This window comes from Xylanibacter oryzae DSM 17970, from assembly GCF_000585355.1.
GTDB lineage: Bacteria > Bacteroidota > Bacteroidia > Bacteroidales > Bacteroidaceae > Prevotella > Prevotella oryzae.
On sequence record NZ_KK073873.1, the window covers coordinates 2,136,584 to 2,158,850 of the forward strand.

Sequence of the window (22,267 nt, forward strand, 5' to 3'; positions counted from 1 at the left end):
CAAAAAAAACTCATACCTTTGCACTCGCTTAACAAAATAAGCACGGTATGATCCGCTAGCTCAGTTGGTAGAGCACAACACTTTTAATGTTGGGGTCTTGGGTTCGAACCCCAAGCGGATCACTAGAAAAGGAGTTCAAATGAACTCCTTTTCTAGTTAAATAAACTTTTCATGTTCCAATTCATCTGTTTAAATGAATTTATTATCCCATTTCTAGGAATGCAAAATACTTGTCAACCAAATCCTGCAAGGTGACTTCTTTCTGAAAAAATCTTAGCCAATCGATAAAAGTCTTCATTTCTACAAGCACTTTCTCCACTTCAGGGGCACGATAATACACTTTTTCACGGCCAAACATGCCGGACACGACTTGCATTGGTTCTGTGCGATAGGCTCCAACATTAATTTCCGAAAGTCCACTTCGTCCTGTGGGGAATAATGCTCCATGTCAGGAGAAAAGCCTTTTTTCAGATAGCGGGTCAAGATAATTAACTGTGGCATCAAGCATCATTTCTACGATACCACCTATATAATGCGTTGGAGCTTTTTCATCTGCAACTTTGATACCCAACTTTCGAGCTATAGAAGAGCGCACTTCAGACAAATCAAGAATAATACCTTCAATGGCCGATGAAGCTAGGATGTCATTAGCAATACCATTTTTAGTATTAAATTCTTTATCCACAAATAAATTGCTTACTTTTACACCGCTATTAGAGGTAGAGTTAAAGACCTTCACTTTCAAGTTATTGTCCCAAGAAACTAGGTGGCAAAGAATTACACAAGAATCTTCGTCGACTCGGAAGACACTATACAAAACGTGGTCAAAAGACGAATGATCGTGGATTTATCAAGAATCGTATTGACATTGATCAAAGACCATCTATCGTAGATGAGAAGCTTAGATTCCGAGATTTAGAGATTGACACAGTGATTGGCAAGAACCAGAAAGGAGCCCTTCTTACTATCAATGATAGGGCCACAGGTCTGGTATGGATTCGATTATTAAGTGGGAAAGAAGCCGCTCCACTGACCGAAGCTGCCATAAAAGCATTATTACCAATTAAGGACATAATACACACAATAACGGCTGATAATGGAAAATAATTCAGTTTTCACGAAAAAATCGCAGAGAAATTGAATATTTTTATTTACTTTGCGAAACCATATCACTCATGGGAAAGAGGAGCCAATGAAAACACAAATGGACTTATTAGAAAAGACTTCCCAAAGGGTACGGATTTTGGAGACATTACATTTGTATTGCACCTCAATTGTGTTTACGGTACTTAATTTGATTATGTTATCTGTAAGAATTAAAGAAGAAAATGAGGTTTTAAAAGATTTGAAATGGACTATTAATTGTTACTCAATATATTTTTATGATTGAATCTCTTTCATTGACAATGCTTCTACTTATATTCGGCGTTAGTGCAATACTAATATGGTTGGCAGGAATCAAATTAACCGAGACTGCCGACATTCTTTCCATACACTTCGGTTTGGGTGAAGCATTGGGTGGATTAATTTTACTGGCAATTGTAACAAATCTCCCCGAAATTGCCATTACTGTAAGCGCTGCAATTCAGCACAATATGGCACTTGCTATCGGAAATATTCTGGGAGGTATTGCTCTACAAACTGTCGTACTTGTGGTGTTGGATGTATTTGGACTGGGCAAAAAAGATCCTCTTACTTATCGTGCTGCATCGCTTATATTAGTGCTGGAAGGATTAATGGTTATTATTGTTTTGACATTAGTGATTGTGGGCAATCAGTTTGGCTCCTTGGTTATTTTCCATGGTGTAGCGCCAATAGATGTAATCATCGTGTTGGTGTGGATTGTAGGTATATATTTGATCGGGAAAGCAAGAACTAACTTGCCTTGGCATCAGTTAGGTGTTCTTCCGGGCAGTCAAAAAGAAAAGCGAGGACACAGCAAAATAAAAAAATATGATTTAGCTATAAAAAAAGGGACAAGCATTCAAGTTGTTATTTTTATTTTTGCTTTATGCTCATTGGTTACTTTAGTTGCCGGTGTGGGATTGGAAGTAACGGGCGAAGCCATTGCTAAACAGATAGGAATGACGGGTGTATTATTCGGTGCTACAATTTTAGCGGCTGCGACTTCGCTGCCTGAAGTAGCTACAGGTTTAACTTCCGTGAAATTAGAAGATTATCAAATGGCCATGAGTGATATTTTCGGAGGAAATGCATTCCTGCCGGTATTATTTATGGTGGCAACTATCATTTCGGGTGAATCTGTTCTTCCGCAAGCGCATAAAACTGATATTTATCTCACAGCGTTAGCAATACTTCTAACTATTATCTATATCTGCGGTTTAATATTCCGTCCCCGAAAGCAAATACTAAGGATGGGTATTGATTCATTCATTGTAATGATCGTTTATTTAATCGGATTACTAGGATTATTTGCTATTTAGTAAAAAAAAAATTATGCATTATTTAATATATATATTATGAGTAAAAATATATCGGATCAACTAGTGGAAACCTTAGTTGCAGCAGGAATTCAACGAATTTATGCCGTAACAGGAGATAGTCTTAATCATGTAAATGAAGCAGTGCATCGTAATGGCAAGATCAAGTGGGTTCATGTCCGAAACGAAGAAACTGCCGCTTTTGCAGCCAGTGCAGAGGCACAGTTAAACGGTCTGGCATGTTGTGCGGGTAGTAGTGGTCCAGGACATGTTCATCTGATCAATGGTCTGTATGATGCAAATCGTTCGTCGGCTTCCGTATTGGCCATTGCATCCACTATCCCGACCAGTGAATTTGGAACCGACTATTTTCAGGAAACAAACATATTCAAGCTGTTTGACGATTGCAGTTGCTATAATCAAATGGCTACAACAACAACGCAATTTCCTCGTATGCTACAGGCCGCCCTTCAATATACCATACAGAAAAAGGGGGTAGCTGTTCTTGGGTTGCCTGGTGACATCACGAATTTTCCTGCAGAAGAGGCCGAAACTACAACAAGGCTATTTCATACCGAACCTATTGTCAGACCATCCGAGGATGAACTGTTACAACTCGCCGGAATAATAAATTCGTATCGGAAAGTCACTATCTATTGCGGACTTGGTGCTGCAGAAGCACATGATGAGATTATTCAGCTTGCAGAAAAATTAAAATCACCAGTTGCCTATTCTTATAAGGCAAAGATGGCGATTCAGTATGATAATCCCTATGAAGTGGGTCTTACCGGCTTACTGGGGGTCCCTTCTGCTTACCAAAGCATGCATGAATGTGAATTGCTTATATTATTAGGAACAGATTTTCCGTATACACCCTTTATGCCTGTTCATAATAAAATTGTACAAATTGATATTAAACCGGAGAATCTTGGACGAAGAGCAAAACTTGAGATGGGTCTTTGTGGTGATGTAAAAGACACGCTACAAGCCATCTTGTCCCTTATAGTAACGAAAAAAGATACTAAATTTCTCAATCGGCAATTAAAGTTTTACGATGTAGTCAAAAAGAATTTATTATTATATGTAAACGATCCCGGTAAACCAAATACTATTCATCCTGAATATGTTGCTTCTGTGATAAATGAGTTGGCTCACAAGGATGCCATATTTACGGTAGATACAGGAATGTGTTGTGTATGGGCTGCACGCTATATTGCTGGAACCGGTGAACGAAAAATGTTGGGTTCATTTAATCACGGATCAATGGCAAATGCCATGCCGCAAGCCATTGGCGCAGCATTTGCCTGTCCCGACAAACAAGTGATTGCCTTTTGCGGTGATGGCGGTTTATCCATGATGATGGGTGACTTGATGACGATTGTTCAATACAATTTACCTGTGAAGATTGTACTTTTTAATAATAGTTCATTGGGTATGGTAAAACTGGAAATGCAAGTAGCAGGAATTCCTGACATTGAAACGGATATGTTGAATCCTGATTTCGTAAAATTAGCTGAAGCAATGGGAATGTACGGAATTCTAATTAATGATCCTGCAGATGTTAGACCGGCATTAGAAAAAGCCTTTCTACAGGATGGTCCTGCATTAATTACCATTCAGACTGATCCGAATGCTCTTGCCATGCCTCCTAAACTGGAATTCGACCAAATGAAAGGTTTTGCTTTTTATATGGGGAAAATGATGATAAGCGGACGTGTAGATGAAATTTTTAAGATCATTAAGTCAAACTATAAACATATTGGTGAAGTGATCTGATCGGAAAAATAACTGATTATAAAAAGTATTCAAAGAGTTGGCCCCTGATGAAGAATTACTTGAGTTCGGTATAAGAAATCAGAAGAAAGATGGTTGATTAGTTTGAACGATTTCATATCTAGAAAGAGGCCGTAGCTTCTTGTCAGAGAAGCAATATGCAGTAATAACAGGAACGAGATTCATGATGAAATTGTTTATAGAACGGTGTCTGGAATATACGATCTGAGCTGTATTTTTGAGTCTATCATTAATGCATTCAATGATATACCTTTTGCGCAACATGATTTTATCCCAAAGAGGCATCAGTTTGTTTTTCATTATTGCCCTAAGCCCTTCTCTTTAAGTTCGCGTATGATCCCAACATCAAAATGGGAGATACTGCGATTGAAAAATATTTCATAAGATATAAAAGGTAAGGATCTCTCTTACAAAGGGTCATGTATTATGATCCGACAAGGAATCATGGAAAAATGCGCTACAAAAGTGTGCTACTCGAATCCTTAATTTTTATTACTTCATTGTACTTCAATGAATTCAAAAGTATAACAATTTTATTCCATGACCCCAAGCGGATCACTAAGACAAATTTAGAGGGATTCCATTACGGAGTCCTTTTTTCGTTGAATAGACTTCTTATGTCCCAATTCGGGGTCGATTCATAATTTTGGGAATTTAACAATTTCTATGCATAAAGTTTAGCTACTCTGAAGAGGAAAAATCTGGGCCAGTTTGTATTTGCTATCTTGCGTTGGCGTAACTGAACGCTAATAGTATAGGACTCATATGGACTTTTAGGTTTGTAAGCCATAGTGAATTACTTACCTTTGGGAGCTGCCACTGTAATTAGTTTATCAAATAAATCTGTTTTTTGAATATCAGGAGATTCACAAAATCTACGTTCTTTGTATGCAATAAGTCCCAGCTGACGTAAGCATCTATCAAACACTCTTATCCAATATACATAATGATCATCCTCCCCAGGAAATAATGCTTTAAAATATTTAGTAGAGTAGAATGTAGCGTCTCTCTTTTTATCTCCATATTTATGAAGTAAAACTATCGAATAGCCTATACCGACAACACCTAGATTCTCTTCCATCAAATCAAAATACGCAAAGTTAAATAAGTTTGTCATTACATAGAGCATTGACTTCATTAAAGCATGGTCGTCTTCAAGCATCTTTGTTCGTCCCTTGACAATTGTCATTACCCCATGTGTCTCTTTTACTATTTTCATCTGCTTCATTATAAGGTGTGTGAGTTGAGTTGAAATAGTATCAGCCTCTTTATATACTTTGGTAAGTCCGGTTTCCACCCAATAATCTAATGCACCAAGCGGATACAATTCTTTCACAAGTTTTGAGGGTAACGCACCCTTTGTGGTCAATTTGATTTTACCATCTCGTTGCAATACAGATATCACGTATTTTATTTGACGAAAGAGAGGGCTTTCGTTATAGACATCAGAAGAGCATTCTTTTAATTGAACTATATTGCCCGTAGAAAAAGTACAATAAAGAATATCACTCATCTCAACAGGTGAATATCCTTCAAATTCATCACGTCCAACGTTGTTACATTGAGTCATAAACTGCTGCATCTTGCTGTTTATTTCATCGATAGAGTTGAAATTATCGCCATATTGACTCACAAACTCAGTTATTATTTTATCTGTTAATTTCCCCATAATTATAAATTTAAAATAAATTCTAGTTGTCGTATCATTGATGGAATATTATGATAGGATTCTTCATGGCATAGGCCTTGCAAAATTCATAAATTTCATATTCGTCATTAAGATGAAATACATCTTCTATTTCCCAATTCGTTATCATAAATAAAAAGAGGATTAATATGTTTTGATAAGAGTGCAAAGATATTTATATTTTTGTATTATGCCAATATTTCCATATAAGAATTTTCAATGTTTTATTATTGGTTGCACATCAATACAATTAAAAACATTAATAAATGGCAATATATTTATTATAGGCACACGAAGAGTAATTCGATTAGTAATCCCAATTATTTTAATGTGGCCGAGCACGTGAAAGCGGTACATTGCAACTTCATCCTTGAAGGCAAACTGCCTAAAGTCGGTTCTAAGCAGATGAAGACCTTATGCTCGGGAGTAAAAGTCGTGGCGCACTTATTAATAAAGTGAGGGAATAATATCTTTATTATCAAAAGCCCTATCGTTTGATAATTCCTGTTTCATTATCTTTCAGATTGATTTTTTTATCAACACCTTGGTATTTACGGCCTTTGCTCAGTCGCCATGTAATATTCAAACTGACGAGGTTGCTGTTGCTACTGCTGTAAAGGGTGGTAATCTTGTGCTGATTACGATTGAGAACTTCAGACTCGTACATTTTATAATTCCGGGAAAATGGTTGCGACCATGTGAGGGAGAACTGCCAATTTTTGTACTGATAAGACCCTTGCAAGGAGATGCACGAACCATTGTAGCCTTTCCCCTCTCCTTCAAGGAAACGTGAGCCGTTGTCAGCGTGAGCTACGAGTGTAAAGTGGCCGAGGTAGGTATTGATGCTTCCTGTGCAGAAATATGAAGTATAGCAATGTGTGTAGTCATCTCCGAAATTAAAACAGCGGAATAACCCTCCGTCAGTGGCAATGCTCAGTTTCTCGGGAATGAGCCAATAATTAGCGTATGCCATTATATGGAGTACGTCAATCTCTTTCTGATTACGTTGAGTATAGATGAACTGATTGTCAGCAGTTCGTTCATAAGCAGCCATATTGGGATGATTGCACGATTTATAGTAACACTGAATAAATGATTGCCAAGGTCCTTTGTTATAAGACATCTTAAGGGTATGCTCAAAATCTCTATTTGGCTTGAGATCAGGGCTTCCTACTGTCGACTCCATGCTATTCGTTCGAATGGTGATGTCACTAATCATTGCAATCCTAGAGGCGGCATCGTACATCTCGGAAGAATAACTAAGTTGGAGTTCGTTCGTAATGTTGTATGCCAATGAAACCTTTGTTCTGAATAACGAATAATTGTACTCATGCTCTTGCTGGTGATAATTGAGATAGCTTATTCCCATTCCGACTGCATAACGTAACTTACTTAGATTTCCTTTTATTTCAGAGAAGGCATAAAGACGATTGTTTTGCATCGTATCATGCGACTGGGCATCACCTGTATATTCATTGCGCGTGTACTTATATTTATAGTTGACACCTGCAGAAAGGATGAAAGGCTTGAGTCTGTTTTCATAGATTACCTCAGTGATTGCTGAGTAGGTTTTTCCATTCACGTTATATTGATAGGGTGTTCTCTCATCGTAATAATTAAGTGCATCGGTATTGATGTAAGTGCCCACCGCATTGAGTGTGATGGATTGTTTTGGTGTCAACTGGCGGAAGTAGTAAAGGTCTAGAACGGGAGTGCTGCTAAGACTATGTTGATGATCTGTTGCGACATACTGATTGGTACCATCAATAATGTTCTTGTAGTTATAATCTCCGGGGATATTCATAAAATCGCCACTCAGAGTTGCCTGAAACACATAGTTTGTGGAGTCAGCCAGATTATAGGTCAACTTCATATTGTTACTGAAACATCTGTTCCGAGAGGCGAAATCGTTTCTTTGTATAGTGTAGACCGAACCGTCATTTAGATGGTAGTCAGCCGATTCCTTCGTGCGATTACTTTTGTCATCATTGTAACCAAATTCATAACTCAACGATATTTCACTTTTTCCGGCGTTCCACTTTCCAAATATCATGTCATCGCCATTCTTTGCTGTAATCGACTGGGTGAGATCTGTGCCTACGATATAACCCCTGTTTACCTTACATGTCATGATATTGATGACGTATGCAATACCTTCTCCATAGCGCACACCAGGATTGTTAATGAAATCAATTTTGCAGATACTCTTAGGATCGAGTGAGAGCATTTCTGTTTTATCAATCTCAATACCGTTGATACGCAATTGCACACTACCACGATTGTCAATGGCAGCAATACTGTGGGCAATCTCATCTATACGGATATTTGGTAAGGATAGCTTCTGCAAGATACTGTATCCAGATGATGAATGGGTCTTCTGTTCTTCCGATGGAAAAATAAACTGACCATCTACCTTGTTGACAACTCTTGCTGCTTTCACTTCTACTTCTTGAAGACTGACCTCCTTTTCCACATCCTGAGCAAAGGATGAGAGTGTTGAACCTAAGAGAACTGATAAAAGGATTATTCGTTTCATTTGCGCCTTATTTTGAATTGAAGCGCAAAGGTAGAAACTATATAAGGGATGGAGGAAAAAACAAACTGAGATTTCCCTGATATTTTCCTGATAAGTGTCTTGTATTGCCATAACACGCTGCAAATCAGTATGTATGAGTCTCCTGCGGACGGAATCCTTAGGCCGTCATAAAGAGATGGCACTGAATGTCTGCATACTGCTTTACCGCTAATAGCCACCATATATTCAATAATAGAAAAATATAACAGAAATATATTGGCGTTTCAAAAAAGTTGTATAACTTTGTCTCATAACTAATATATATATAATATGGCTCTATTAGATGACTTAAAATGGCGATATGCTACAAAAGCGTATGATTCTACAAAAAAGGTAGATCAGAAAGATGTAGATAAGATTATCGAAGCGGCACGTTTAGCCCCGACCTCTTCAGGTTTACAACAATTCAGAGTAATGGTTATTACCAATCAGGAACTGAAAGAAAAAATAGTTCCCATTGCTATGGATCAACAAAATATAGCTCAATGTTCTCATCTTTTGGTTTTTGTTGCGTGGGATAAGTACACAGAAAAAAGAATTGATGACATCTATAATTATACCACAGATCAAAGAGGTCTACCAAAAGGTAGGTTTGATTCTTATACTAACAAACTGAAAGCCCTCTATCTGCCACAGACTGCAGAAGAGAATTTTGCACACACAGCCAGACAGGCTTATATCGGTTTGGGATTAGCCTTGGCGCAGGCCGCAGAGTTGAAAGTGGACAGCACCCCTATGGAAGGTTTCGATAATAAAGCCTTGGATGAACTGTTAGGTCTGAGATCTAAAGGACTTAGAAGTGTAGTTTTAATGCCCCTCGGCTATCGAGATAACACAAACGACTGGCTCGTAAAAATGAAAAAAGTAAGAATCCCAAAAGATAATTTCGTTATAAAAAGTAAATAGTTATTTTTTTCATCTCAAAGTCATATATTAGATTCTATTTTATACAAACAGAAATCTCTTATAGACTTTGCTGTTTTGATATTTTATTCTGCGAAAACAAAAGAGAATGACGTGCACTCAACAATCGTATATAGATTGGAATCCATGGCATGGTTGTACTAAGATTAGTCCGGGGTGCAAATATTGTTATGTGTATCGGCAGGATGAGATGTATGGTTCTGAGAAGAGAAGCTGTGTTGTAACTAAGAATGCAGATTTTAATAAACCGATCAAACGGAAACGGGATAAAAGTTATAAGATAGATCCCGGAACAATTGTTTTCACCTGTTTTACCTCTGACTTCCTAGTTGAAGGTGCTGATGAATGGCGTTCTGAAGCATGGAATATGATACGTAAACGAAGTGATCTGACCTTTTTCTTTTTCACTAAACGAATTGACCGCTTTGCTCAATGCCTACCGGAGGACTGGGGGGAAGGTTATGATAATGTAATTGTGGGATGTACCGTCGAAAATCAGGCCATGGCAGATTATAGGCTACCCATATTCAAAAGCCAGAAGATAAAACATAAGGCTATTATTGTTGCTCCGATCTTAGAGCGTGTTGATTTAAGGGCATATCTTGACAATTCTATTGCGGAAGTTGCTGTCAGCGGAGAATCTGGATCCGAAGCTCGTGTTTGCGATTATGACTGGATATTGGATCTTCGTGCGCAGTGTATTGAAAAGAATATTCCTTTTCATTTCCACCAGACAGGGGCCAGATTAGTAAAGGACGGGAAATTGTATCTTGTTCGCCGCAGATTCCAAATATCTCAGGCAAACAAAGCCAATATCAACTACCGTATCGGAGCTCATGGAGAACAGATATGAATCATGCTATGACTTATTATTAATAAGGTAATTATCTAATATGTTTGCTGTTTCAAATTATTTATGTAAATTTGTCACATCTTTATTATGAAAATGAAAATATTCAAACATCTTTTGTTTCTGACTCTGTTGGTAACGGGGTCGGGAATAACCAGTGCAGCAGCACGAATGAACGGAGTTAAGTTATCTAGTCCCGACAGCCACATTATAGTCAATGCGACCATCGTCAGTAACCGTCTTACCTATACAGTTGTTGCCGACGGTTCAACGGTGATTGCCAATTCACCGCTTGGCATCACTGTCGATAGTTTGGACTTAGGAATGAATGTTATGTTTGCTTCTTCACCGACTTACAAGAAGATAGATGAGAAATATCAGATATTCGGTAATCATAGCACTGCACATAATTTAGCCAATGAGGCAGTTGTGGCGTTGACAAGTAAGGGACATAAATATCATCTTATATTACGTGCCTATAATGATGGGGTGGCTGTCCGTTATTCCCTGCCTGATGGTGCAAAACGTATTGACGGTGAGTCTACTTCATGGAGACTGCCCTTGACTGCAAAAACAGTGGCATGGATGGATCTGAACCAGTGCTATGAGGGTTTCAGTCATGTGACATCTTTCGAAAGTGTGCCTAATGATAAAATCGTGATGGGACCTCTTACTATTAATGAGGGAACTCATCTTTTGTCGATATCCGAAGCTGACTGTGAGGATTTTTCTGATATGGCGTTTGTTTGTCATGACCGAACGTTCAAGGCTTGTTTCCCTTTTGCAAAGAACGGTTGGGAGATAAAACGCCTTGCCGATGAGAATCCTTCGTCACTTAAAGGTATGTATGGAAACTTGCACGTGACTCCATGGAGAACGGTTATCATTGCAAAGAACCTGACGGATTTGGTCAATTCCGACTTGATCATGAATCTGTGTCCCGCTCCTTCGGCCGGATCTGATTATTCTTGGGTGAAACCCGGTCGTTGCCTTTGGCACTGGTGGAGCATAGGGGCACCGATATATGAAAATCAGAAAGCATGGTATGACGCTGCTGCCAAACTGAAATGGGAGTATTATCTCATTGACGAGGGATGGAGCAACTGGAAATCTGAGGGCAAAGATCCGTGGACATTACTCAAAAAGGTGATAGATTATGGTAAGAGTGTTGGTGTAAAATCGATGGTTTGGGTCAATTCCAGTGAGATGCGTAATGCGTCTGCCCGCCGTGCATACCTGGAGAAGGTTAAAGCATTAGGTGCTGCCGGTATTAAGATCGACTTCATTCCGGATGCAACTTCTCAAATCCTACAGTGGTATATGGGTGCTATGCAGGATTGTGCCGAACTCAAACTGTTATTGAATTTCCATGGTAGTGTGAAGCCGACAGGACTCTCACGTACCTATCCTAATAATATCACTCGTGAGGCTGTTCGCGGAGATGAATACCACATGAGCCGCTACGGTCGTGTAATGCCGTATGATCAGGATGTAAGTCTACCTTTCACGAGATTGATGGCGGGAGCTGCAGATGTAACACCTGTGATGCTCGATCCTCAGCAGCTCCAGTCGGCAAAGTATTCGTGGCCACACGAGTTTGCGCAGGCTATTGTATATCTTTCGCCCATCACACACTTTTGTGATCAGTATAAGTTCTACATAGAAAGCCCGATGTTCGATTTGTTTCAGACGATCCCCACCACCTGGGATGAAACACGTGTGCTTTCATGTACAGAAATGGGAAAGGTCGTAGCTTATGCACGCCGTAAAGGTGATATGTGGTGGATTGGTGTGATGAACGGAGCTGAGGCACGTACGATTAATCTCTCATTGGATTTTTTGAAGACGAAGAAAACTGCTACACTCGTTTATGACAACAACAGCTCAAATACTGCTATAGACAGACGCGAGAAAACCGTCTCACCAGATGATAAACTGGAAATAAAGATGTTACCAGGCGGTGGTTTTGTGGGTAGGATTAAATGACAGGAATAAAAATATAGCTAGCATCTACAGAAATCTATTCTGAGATTTCCAGAATGGAATTCAGTATAAGTTACCATACTTTGTCCGTAACGGACAACTCGAGAGATTAATCGGCGGTCATTATAATCTAATGTTTTTTATAAAAGCCATTCTAAATTTGCCTTCAGCCGGAACCTAAAACTCTGATTATCAAATCATTCGGCTGAAGGCAAATTCAAAGAGGATATATTGGTCACTATTGCCAAGCCATATTCAAACTCGGACTTATTATTTAATGAAGATAGGCTTTACCAATCTATAGTATTGCAAATAAGTTCTTATAGCCTAACTAACGTACATCTAATGCATATATAGTAAGTTATAAAAGTTATCATCCTAGAACTTTCGACGACGTCAAACGATCGTGCGACCCAGGTCAAACGATCGTTCTACCTAGGTCGCACGACTGTAAAGGATTATTTCCGGAATAAAGAAGCATTGCTTTTATGTATAAAAAAGGTGTTAAAACAAAGCATTTTTCATCTTTTTAAAACCAATTTTCAGAGCAAAGCACAACGACATTAAGAAAGCTCCATTTTCAACCAACCAATATTAGGTATAAGTTTTAAAAGAGTCGACCTAAATCTGAGATAAGATAAAAAGTAGCATACAAAATATCCTCTGGAAGTTGCCTTCAGCCGAATGATTTGATAATCAGAATCTTAAGTGACGGCTGAAGGCAAAACGAGAATAACTTTTCGCATTATATACTAATGTATTTATTCGAAAATATCAATATTGCGGCAGATGAGCACATGACACTTGTAGAGATTTGATTCATAAACGGATATTCACTGCGGATAATAAAAAATAAAATGAGCTCGGCGAAAAACCGAACTCATTTTATTTTTATAAGAATCCACCTTAAAGATAGACTCTCCAGAGGATATGCCTCAAATTATTTATTGATATATTTGGCAATGATATCAAGTGTAGTCTGACAGTTTACAGGCTTAGCAATAAAATCATTACAACCAGCTTCAAAAGCCGACTCCCTGTCACTCTCATAGGCATTTGCAGTCAATGCTATAATAGGAAGGTCCGGATGATCTTTACGTATGATTTTGGTCGCTTCCAAGCCATCCATTATTGGCATTTTTATATCCATCAAAATCATATCAATGCCACCTTCTGCAATTTTATCAACTGCTTCCTGTCCATTTACAGCTCTTACAATATTATAATTCTTCTTGAGAATATAAGTCATAAGAATGTAATTGCCATCATTATCTTCTGCTACTAAAATGGTCTTCATATACGTTCTCCTATCTCTATTAATTTAGTTTGATTAATTATTTTTTCCAAAGTTTACTCATTTCTTCTAGTGTTTTTCCTTTTGTTTCCGGTACAAGTTTCCATACGAATATTGCTGCAATTAGACAGATTACGCCATAAATGCTATATGTAAATACATGGCCAAAGTTATTATTTCCTCCCACGCTCAGATTAAACATTGGCACAAAAGTAGAACTTACAATCCAATTGAATACCCATTGGAAAGCTACTGCAATTGCCACTGCTTTACCTCTAATCGTATTAGGGAATATTTCTGATATAAGAACCCAACAGATAGGTCCCCATGACATCATAAACGATGCGCTATAGAACATGATGCTGACCATTGTAACAATAGAGTTATGACCAAAACTTAAGGCCACACCGCATGCGCCAACAGCCATACCTAAAGAACCTATTATAAGAAGAGGCTTGCGGCCCAATTTTTCGACTGTAAAGATAGCTACCAAAGTAAACGATATATTAATGACACCCATTATTACAGTCTGCATCATAGGATTACCCATGCCCATATCTGTAAATATACGTGGTGCATAATATAATACGGCATTTATACCTACTGCCTGTTGGAATACGCTAAGCATAATACCAATAAAGATTACCATAACTCCGTAAGTAAATAACTTTTCGGTCTTTTCTGAAACGGTATTTTTTATCTCTGCAAGGATTTCTTCAGCTTTAGCAGTTCCGTTTATTTTGCCCAAAATATGTAATGCCTTTGAGTCTTTACCTATCATTGCTAAATAGCGCGGTGTCTCTGGTACGAAGCAAATTAAGATAGCGAATATTCCTGCGGGCACAGCATTGCTTAAGAACATATAGCGCCAACCTGTTTCAACAGTCCACATATCAGTTCCTGCTGCAATAGTACTTATTCCTTGAGAAATCTCAAATACTGGATTTGTATGAGAGCCCATTATAAAGAAGTTGACCATATATACAACAAGTTGTCCAAATATAATTGCGAACTGGTTCCATGATACTAGAGTTCCACGTATATTAGAAGGGGCTATTTCTGCTATGTACATAGGACATATTGCAGAAGCAAGACCAACACCAACGCCACCGATTATTCTGTAAAAATTAAATGCTATCAACAATCCAAATGTAGGTTTTCCATAATGAAAGAAAAGAAACTCTGGATAATACGATCCTAAAGCAGAAAGGAAGAAGAAAACACCTGCCAGAAACAAAGAACGTTTGCGACCTAATCTTGTAGCACATAAGCCTGATAAGGCACTACCTATTATACAGCCTATCAATGCACTAGAACATGTTATACCATGTGCAAAATCTGTATATACGAAATTAACGCCTTTCTGAAGAAAAAAAGCTTGTAGACCTTTTTCTGCTCCAGAGATTACTGCTGTATCATATCCGAACAGCAAGCCGCCGATTACAGCGACCATAACAATTGTTACCAAGTAAGTTTTGCTACCTTTCTGACTATATTCCATTGTGTATTAGAGTTTTATATAATATGGTCTTTGGACATTGCCCTCATTTAATGCCATACTATTACTTTTTAGGTTACAAATTTAATAACATTTTATGTAAAAACCACACTAAAGAGATATTTTTTTATTAATTTTGCAACAAAATAATACAAGAGTAAGATGAAAATCATTGATTTAATCAAAAAAGATGTTGATCGCAAGCACTTTTCGTTTGAGGTCTTGCCTCCTTTAAAAGGCACCGGCACCGAAAAGCTCTTCAATACAATAGATAAGCTGAGAGATTTTGAACCTCTGTTTATAAATATAACCACGCATCATAGCGAATATACATATAAGGAACTTGATAATGGATTGCTTGAGCGTCAAAGTGTAAGACGACGTCCCGGCACAATTGCTATTGCAGCTGCCATACAGAACAAATTTGACATTCCTGTACAGCCTCATATAATTTGTAGCGGAGCTACTATTGAGGATATTGAATATGAATTGCTGGATTTGCAATTTCTAGGTATTTCAAATCTACTGCTACTCAGAGGTGATAAAGCAAAAGATGACAAATCATTTAAAGCTACTAACGGTGGACATCTTCATACGACAGATTTAATAAAGCAGGTTAATAAATTCAACGATGGATTCTTTGAAGACGGAACAAAAATCAAATGTTCTGGACAAAAATTTGACTATGGAGTGGCTTGTTATCCTGAAAAGCATGAAGAATCGCCTAACATCGAGATGGATTTGAAATATCTAAAAGAGAAACAAGATCTAGGAGCTGAATATGCGGTTACACAGCTTTTCTATGACAATAATAAGTTCTTCTCGTTTATAAAGCGTGCTAGAGAAATGGGAATAACTATTCCTATTATTCCTGGCATTAAACCTTTTACTAAAACATCACAATTGAATATTGTACCTAAAACATTTCATTGCGATATACCAGATGAACTCGCTAGAGAAGCCATTAAATGCGAAACAGACGATGAAGCAAAGCAATTGGGCATAGAATGGGCAACTTCGCAATGTGAAGAATTGTACAAAGCAGGCGTTCACAGTGTGCATTTTTATACTGTCTCGGCTGTAGATTCGGTTCGTAAAATTGTAAACAAGTTACTCTAAGATGAAATTCAGTGAAGTCATAGGTCAAAGTGAAGCAAAAAACCGTCTGATACAGATTGTTAATGAAAATCGCATACCACATGCCTTATTATTCTGTGGCCCCAAAGGTTGTGGAAAAATGGCACTGGCTATGGCATTTTCATCATATCTACTATGCAAAGACCACAAAGATGAGGATTCTTGTGGTATGTGTAGCCAGTGCGTCATGTTAGGTAAATGGGAACATCCGGACCTACACTTTACTTATCCTGTAATTAGACCTGCCGGAGAATCAGCTGCACATAAGATGATCAGTGATGATTTCAGTACGGAATGGCATGAAATGATTTGCAAGGGAGTCTATTTTGATATGGAGCAATGGCTGGATTACCAGAAAGCGGGTAACCAGCAGGCAAAAATAGGTGTTGGCGAAAGTACAGATTTATTAAAGAAACTAAGTTTGAAGTCGAGTCAGGGTGGATACAAGATATCTCTGATATGGTTGCCAGAGAACATGAATCAGGAATGTGCTAATGCACTGCTGAAATTGTTGGAAGAGCCACCTTCTAAAACAGTATTCATATTAGTATCAGAAGAACCTGAACGACTATTAGAAACAATAAGAAGCCGAACACAACGTTTTGATCTAAAACGAATTGACGATAAAGAAATAGAAGATGGGCTTATTGAAAAGCGTGGAATAGACCAACCTGTAGCCCTACGCATTGCTCACATAGCAAACGGAAGTTGGATGCGTGCACTTCAGGAATTGGACTACGGAAATGAAAACAAGGCCTTTCTTGATATGTTCATCATACTAATGCGAATGGCATACGTTCGCAACGTAAAAGAGCTTGCTAAATGGAGTGAATCTGTATCAAGTTTTGGAAGAGAGAAACAGAAACGTTTCCTTACTTATTTTTTAAGGATGGTGAGAGAGAACTTCGTATACAACTTCAATAAAACAGAGATAAACTACCTTACAGCTGAAGAGGAAGCCTTCTCTAGGAATTTTGCCCGTTTCATAAATGAAGCCAACATAATTCCTATTGCAGATTTGATCAACAAAGCTCAAAGAGATATAATACAAAATGCTAATGGGAAAATAGTCTTTTTTGATTTAGCTTTAAATATGATAGTATTACTAATACAAAAATAAATATATGGATTACAAAAATATGAAATTCAAAATATGCTCAGGATGCGACCGAGGGCTCTGCCATAAAGGTTGCAGTCGTCAAGATAAGCAACTAAATACTTATGATTGGTTAGCTGATGTTCCTGGCAATGCAGAAAGTACAGACCTTGTTGAAGTTCAATTCAAAAATACGCGCAAAGGTTATTTCCATAATGTAAATAATCTGGAGTTGAAAAAGGGTGATATTGTAGCTGTAGAAGCTAGTCCTGGCCACGATATTGGCGTAGTAACACTAACAGGGCGGTTAGTAAAGTTGCAAATCAAAAAGGCCAATCTAAAATCTGCTGATGACATAAAACGCATATATCGTATTGTCAAACCTGTAGATATGGATAAATACGAAGAGGCAAAAGGTAGAGAATATGATACTATGATCCAAAGCCGTGAAATAGCTAAGGGTCTGGGACTGAATATGAAAATCGGTGATGTTGAATACCAAGGTGATGGCAACAAAGCCATATTTTATTATATCGCTGATGAGCGAGTTGACTTCAGACAACTAATAAAAGTTCTAGCTGAGACATTTCACGTCCGAATAGAAATGAAACAAATAGGTGCAAGACAGGAGGCCGGACGTATCGGAGGAACGGGACCTTGTGGTCGTGAACTATGTTGCGCAACATGGATGAAAAGTTTCGTATCTGTAAGTACAAACGCAGCTCGTTTTCAGGACATATCACTTAACCCACAGAAATTAGCTGGTATGTGCGCAAAATTGAAATGTTGTCTAAACTACGAAGTTGATGATTATATTGATGCAAACAAGAGATTGCCTAGTAGAGAAATAATATTGCAAACTACCGACAGTGATTATTACTTGTTTAAATCTGATATACTATCAGGACTTATAACTTACTCTACTGATAAGAATATGCCAGCAAACCTTGAGACGATAACAGGGAAGCGTGCAATGGAAATAATCGAGATGAACAGAAAAGGTGAGAAGCCTCTTTCACTTGAAGAAAACGGTAAAGAGAAGAAAGCTGATGAGCATGTAGACTTGTTAGCTCAAGAAAACATAAACCGCTTTGATAAAAACAGGAAAAACAAAAAGAGGAAGCCACGCAAACCACGCAATATAAATGACAAGCAAGATAATAATAATCCTGAGGCCCAACCAAAACAAAATGATGTGAATAAAAAATAATGATGAAACGCAAGTTTTACATATTATTAGAATCGTTTATTATGATGACAACATTTATGTTGTCATCATGCAATAAACATGTTGTGTATAATAAATACAATCATACACCCATAACAGGTTGGGAGAAAAATGATACATTGAAATTTGATATACCAATAGCCGAAGGAGGCTTTTACAAGCAAGACCTTGGATTACGTATAAACGGTGCTTATCCCTTTATGAGCCTCTGCCTTATAGTAGAGCAAACAATATATCCTAGCAATAAAACTATTGTTGATACACTAAACTGTAGTCTAATCAATAAAGATGGATATGCAAAGGGTAATGGAATAAGTTATTACCAATACAACTTTAACATTTCGCATATAGAATTACACAAAGGAGACTCTATACATGTATGCATAAGGCATAACATGAAACGGGAAATTTTACCTGGAATATCCGACGTAGGATTTTCTCTAGGAAGATAATATTTTTATGTCCTTACAAGATTGCGGCCTGCATCTATCCTCAAAAATATAAAAAGTAAGAACGTAAATCCCCATAATGAAGATCCTCCATAGCTAAAGAATGGCAAAGGTATACCAATTACAGGAGTTAATCCCAAAACCATACCGACATTTATGAATACATGGAATAGAAATATTCCTACTATAGAATAGCCATAGATTCGCCCAAACTTAAATTGTTGCCGCTCTGCAAGGTATATTAAACGTAGAATCAAGGCTAAGAACAATAGTAAGACACCTGCAGATCCAAGGAAACCTTCTTCTTCTCCTACAGTACAGAATATAAAGTCTGTATCTTGCTCTGGGACGAATTTAAGTTTTGTTTGTGTACCATTAAGAAATCCTTTTCCTTCTAATCCACCAGAACCTATTGCTATCTCACTTTGGTGCACGTTGTATCCTGCACCAGCAAGGTCTTCATCCAATCCTAACAGGACATTGATACGCACACGCTGATGAGGTTCCATCACATCATTAAGAACATAATCTGCCGAATAGAAAAATAGTACTGACCCCAAAGCAAACAATACTATATAAAAATAGTTTTTAAAACGGGTACTAAGGGCTTGATAAAACAGGAATCCAATCATTCCAGCTGTCATGAATAGTTGAGCCCAAACGACATCAAATGGTATTACATACGTTGAAAACAGTACGAAGATAAGGGTCAGGCCTATTACATAAAAGATTATATAACGTGCCATTTTAGCCTCTTTACAATATATATGCACCATTGATGCTGTAAAGATCTGCACCAAAAATAATACCACAAATTTACCTACCGAAGTAGTATTACTCAAAATGAGAGTCTCTTCAAAACGTATTCCTACAACAAAATATACTACCAAAGCAACTCCCGTGAACAATATACTCCCGGGCATTCCCTCTCTATAAAACATAAGGAAAAAGGCTAGATAAACCAAAGCAGATCCAGTCTCACGCTGGCCTACAATAAAAAGCATTGGCAAAACGACCATGCCACAAGCACATGCAAAATCTTTCCATCTGCTCATATTAAATCCATAAGAACTCATAAATTTTGCCACGCCTAATGCTGTTGCGAACTTTGCGAACTCTGCCGGTTGCAATCTCAATGGTCCTAATACGAGCCATGAACGTGAACCTTTTATCTCATGAGGATTGAATATCGTTATAAAAAGTAGTAATAACAAAGCTGCATATATAATATATGCATAAGTTTCATAGAATCTATCATCAAGCATCAACAATACAAATCCAAGGCATATTGATGTACCTATCCAGATTATCTGCATGCCTGAACGTGTTCCAAAACTAAATATATCAGTTTCACCAAATGTATAACTTGCTCCACATACACTCACCCATCCAAAAGCAAGTAATACTAAATATATACCGATAGTCCACCAATCTAATGAACCAAGTACTCCCTGTTGTTTACCTGTTCTTTGAGCCATATGCAATACGTCTATTTTGGAATTCTGTAGCTCTTTTCTCTGAACTAGGAGAAAGTTTGCCTGTTATATATTGTTCCATCATAAGTGCACCTATAGGTACACCATAATCAGCACCGAAACCACCATTTTCTACATATACAGCTATCGCTATTTTCGGTTTATTCATAGGAGCAAATCCCATAAATACAGAATGGTCCTGGCCACGATTCTGTGCTGTTCCTGTTTTACCACAAACTAAATAATCTGCTCTATTAGCAGCCTTACAAGAGCCCTTTATAACTGAACTGCGCATACCTGCGACAACAGCTTCATAAGCCCAATGACTAGCCTTAGTATAATGCTTGCGCATATATTCCGGTGCCAAAGGATCTCCTTGTACTTTTCTTACTACATGAGGTATGTAATAATAGCCACGATTAGCTATTGTTGAACATAAATTTGCAATTTGCAACGGTGTGAGATTAACCTCACCTTGCCCAATAGCTATACTTATTACCGTAAGACCATTCCATGATCCTCGGTAAGCTCTGTCATAAAAACTAGCATTTGGTATAAGTCCTCGTTTCTCACCGGGAAGGTCTATCCCTAATTTATACCCTAAGCCCATACTTACCATATAATCTCGCCAAAGGTCCATTGCCTGCTGAACATTCTTATATTTGCGCCTATCAGACATCATATGGTAAAGTCCCCAACAAAAATAGCTATTACATGATGTACTAATAGCATCAGTAAGGTCTAATGGAGATGCATGACCATGACACCCGACATGTAAACCCTTATAATAGAATCCATGATGACATGGAAACATTGTATGAGGTGTTATGATTCCTTCTGTAAGATATGTTAAAGCCTGTGTTGTCTTAAATGTTGAACCAGGTGGATATTGTCCCATAATAGAGCGGTTCAGTAATGGTTTCCAAACATTACGTGTAAGGCTTACTGTATTTTTACTTCTATGGCGGCCAACCAATATTCGCGGATCATATGTAGGTGAAGAAACCATACATAGAACTTCTCCCGTACTTGGTTCTATAGCTACAATAGCTCCTATTTTACCCTGCATAAGTCTTTCTCCAAGAGCCTGGAGATTAAGATCCATGCCTAAAGTTAAATCTTTACCTGGTAACGGTTTTTGGTCTAGTTTACCATTTTGATAACTCCCCTGTATACGGCCATGAGCATCACGGAGAAGAATCTGTATACCCTTTACGCCACGTAGCTGCTTTTCGTAATAACGCTCAACACCTAGTTTTCCAATATAGTCACCTGGCTGATAATAGTTATCTTCCTCTATATCTGCAGGAGAAACCTCGCCTACATCTCCAAGGACATGTGCAGCGTAGCCATACTGATACTGTCTAATCGATCGTTTTTGGACATAAAAACCGGGGAAGCGGAATATCTTTTCTTGAAAAAGACTGAATTCTTTATCAGACAATTGATTCATAAACATCTGCTGTGTAAATCTAGAATAACCAGGATTCTTTGAACGATCTTTTATATCTTTCATTCGTTGAATAAAGAATTCTTTTGTTATGCCTAGACTATTACAAAAGTCTGTTGTATCCAATCTACCACTTTCCTCGTTCATAACAACCATAATATCATAAGAAGGCTGATTATATACCATCAATTTGCCATTACGATCATATATTGCACCTCTTGATGGATATTCTATTTTTTTTAAGAAGGCATTACTATCTGCATTTTTCTTATAGTCATCACTCATTATTTGAAGAGTGAAAAGACGTATAATATAAAGTGCAACAATAGCTATAGCGACTCCGCCAATAACCATTCGCCTATTTTCTAGTTCGTAGTCCTTCATAA

17 protein-coding genes, 1 tRNA gene and 2 pseudogenes are annotated in these 22,267 nt (G+C 37.8%); 11 read left to right on the plus strand and 9 right to left on the minus strand.

Annotation, left to right across the window (positions count from 1 at the left end; translation table 11 throughout):
• The first annotated feature begins 49 nt into the window (after positions 1 to 49).
• Positions 50 to 122: transfer RNA gene (locus tag XYLOR_RS08545), tRNA-Lys, on the plus strand.
• Positions 123 to 202: 80 nt separating this feature from the next.
• Here the strand turns inward: XYLOR_RS08545 and XYLOR_RS14035 are convergent.
• Together XYLOR_RS14035 and XYLOR_RS14040 are read right to left on the minus strand one after the other, a co-directional pair.
• Positions 203 to 376: a hypothetical protein gene (locus XYLOR_RS14035; RefSeq protein WP_245601986.1), complete on the minus strand. Its 174-nt coding sequence runs from the start codon at positions 374 to 376 to the stop codon at positions 203 to 205.
• A gap of 72 nt (positions 377 to 448) precedes the next feature.
• A complete protein-coding gene (locus XYLOR_RS14040) occupies positions 449 to 739 on the minus strand; it encodes a DUF4172 domain-containing protein (RefSeq protein ID WP_245601987.1) in 291 nt (96 codons plus the stop codon).
• A 17-nt stretch (positions 740 to 756) separates the two neighbouring features.
• On the opposite strand from XYLOR_RS14040, the pseudogene XYLOR_RS13925 reads away from it, so the two are divergent.
• The 3 genes and pseudogenes from XYLOR_RS13925 to XYLOR_RS08565 all read left to right on the plus strand — a co-directional run.
• Positions 757 to 1,257: pseudogene (locus XYLOR_RS13925) on the plus strand (IS30 family transposase); the annotation flags it as partial.
• 125 nt (positions 1,258 to 1,382) lie between these two features.
• Positions 1,383 to 2,444, plus strand: a complete 1,062-nt coding sequence (locus XYLOR_RS08560) for a sodium:calcium antiporter (protein WP_211242075.1) — start codon at positions 1,383 to 1,385, stop codon at positions 2,442 to 2,444.
• A gap of 36 nt (positions 2,445 to 2,480) precedes the next feature.
• Positions 2,481 to 4,217 (plus strand): thiamine pyrophosphate-dependent enzyme, encoded by a 1,737-nt coding sequence (locus tag XYLOR_RS08565; protein WP_036878448.1) that lies wholly within the window; start codon positions 2,481 to 2,483, stop codon positions 4,215 to 4,217.
• A 78-nt stretch (positions 4,218 to 4,295) separates the two neighbouring features.
• Here XYLOR_RS08565 and XYLOR_RS13625 read toward each other — a convergent pair.
• The 3 genes and pseudogenes from XYLOR_RS13625 to XYLOR_RS08580 all read right to left on the minus strand — a co-directional run.
• Positions 4,296 to 4,550 (minus strand): annotated as a pseudogene (locus XYLOR_RS13625) (transposase); the annotation flags it as partial.
• 481 nt (positions 4,551 to 5,031) lie between these two features.
• Positions 5,032 to 5,904, minus strand: coding sequence for a hypothetical protein (locus XYLOR_RS08570; protein WP_036878450.1), 873 nt, complete (start codon positions 5,902 to 5,904; stop codon positions 5,032 to 5,034).
• A gap of 505 nt (positions 5,905 to 6,409) precedes the next feature.
• A complete protein-coding gene (locus XYLOR_RS08580) occupies positions 6,410 to 8,458 on the minus strand; it encodes a TonB-dependent receptor (protein ID WP_036878454.1) in 2,049 nt (682 codons plus the stop codon).
• Positions 8,459 to 8,767: 309 nt separating this feature from the next.
• Between XYLOR_RS08580 and XYLOR_RS08585 the strand changes: the two genes are divergently transcribed.
• The 3 genes from XYLOR_RS08585 (at position 8,768) to XYLOR_RS08595 (ending at position 12,257) form a co-directional block, all read left to right on the plus strand.
• Positions 8,768 to 9,403, plus strand: coding sequence for an NAD(P)H-dependent oxidoreductase (locus XYLOR_RS08585; protein ID WP_036878457.1), 636 nt, complete (start codon positions 8,768 to 8,770; stop codon positions 9,401 to 9,403).
• Between the two features lie 106 nt (positions 9,404 to 9,509).
• On the plus strand, positions 9,510 to 10,274 hold the full coding sequence (locus XYLOR_RS08590; RefSeq protein WP_036878458.1) for a DUF5131 family protein: 765 nt from the start codon (positions 9,510 to 9,512) through the stop codon (positions 10,272 to 10,274).
• A gap of 93 nt (positions 10,275 to 10,367) precedes the next feature.
• Positions 10,368 to 12,257: a glycoside hydrolase family 97 protein gene (locus XYLOR_RS08595; protein ID WP_154655709.1), complete on the plus strand. Its 1,890-nt coding sequence runs from the start codon at positions 10,368 to 10,370 to the stop codon at positions 12,255 to 12,257.
• A 937-nt stretch (positions 12,258 to 13,194) separates the two neighbouring features.
• On the opposite strand, the gene XYLOR_RS08600 is transcribed toward XYLOR_RS08595, so the two are convergent.
• Together XYLOR_RS08600 and xylE are read right to left on the minus strand one after the other, a co-directional pair.
• Positions 13,195 to 13,551: a response regulator gene (locus tag XYLOR_RS08600; RefSeq protein WP_036878463.1), complete on the minus strand. Its 357-nt coding sequence runs from the start codon at positions 13,549 to 13,551 to the stop codon at positions 13,195 to 13,197.
• Between the two features lie 37 nt (positions 13,552 to 13,588).
• Positions 13,589 to 15,049: a D-xylose transporter XylE gene (gene xylE, locus XYLOR_RS08605; RefSeq protein WP_036878465.1), complete on the minus strand. Its 1,461-nt coding sequence runs from the start codon at positions 15,047 to 15,049 to the stop codon at positions 13,589 to 13,591.
• Between the two features lie 159 nt (positions 15,050 to 15,208).
• Between xylE and metF the strand changes: the two genes are divergently transcribed.
• The 4 genes from metF to XYLOR_RS08625 are packed head-to-tail and all read left to right on the plus strand — an operon-like array spanning position 15,209 to position 18,959.
• Complete coding sequence (gene metF / locus XYLOR_RS08610) at positions 15,209 to 16,165, plus strand: methylenetetrahydrofolate reductase [NAD(P)H] (protein ID WP_036878467.1); 957 nt, start codon at positions 15,209 to 15,211, stop codon at positions 16,163 to 16,165.
• Between the two features lies 1 nt (position 16,166).
• The gene (locus XYLOR_RS08615) at positions 16,167 to 17,303 is read left to right on the plus strand and encodes a DNA polymerase III subunit (protein ID WP_036878470.1); all 1,137 of its coding nucleotides are present in this window, start codon (positions 16,167 to 16,169) and stop codon (positions 17,301 to 17,303) included.
• A 4-nt stretch (positions 17,304 to 17,307) separates the two neighbouring features.
• Positions 17,308 to 18,489 (plus strand): PSP1 domain-containing protein, encoded by a 1,182-nt coding sequence (locus XYLOR_RS08620; protein WP_036880963.1) that lies wholly within the window; start codon positions 17,308 to 17,310, stop codon positions 18,487 to 18,489.
• A 2-nt stretch (positions 18,490 to 18,491) separates the two neighbouring features.
• The gene (locus tag XYLOR_RS08625) at positions 18,492 to 18,959 is read left to right on the plus strand and encodes a gliding motility lipoprotein GldH (protein WP_036880964.1); all 468 of its coding nucleotides are present in this window, start codon (positions 18,492 to 18,494) and stop codon (positions 18,957 to 18,959) included.
• 5 nt (positions 18,960 to 18,964) lie between these two features.
• Here XYLOR_RS08625 and rodA read toward each other — a convergent pair whose 3' ends face one another.
• Positions 18,965 to 20,434, minus strand: coding sequence for a rod shape-determining protein RodA (gene rodA / locus XYLOR_RS08630; protein WP_036878474.1), 1,470 nt, complete (start codon positions 20,432 to 20,434; stop codon positions 18,965 to 18,967).
• Positions 20,415 to 22,265, minus strand: coding sequence for a penicillin-binding protein 2 (gene mrdA / locus XYLOR_RS08635; RefSeq protein WP_036878475.1), 1,851 nt, complete (start codon positions 22,263 to 22,265; stop codon positions 20,415 to 20,417). Before mrdA ends, rodA begins: the two co-directional genes overlap by 20 nt.
• Between the last annotated feature and the right edge of the window lie 2 nt (positions 22,266 to 22,267).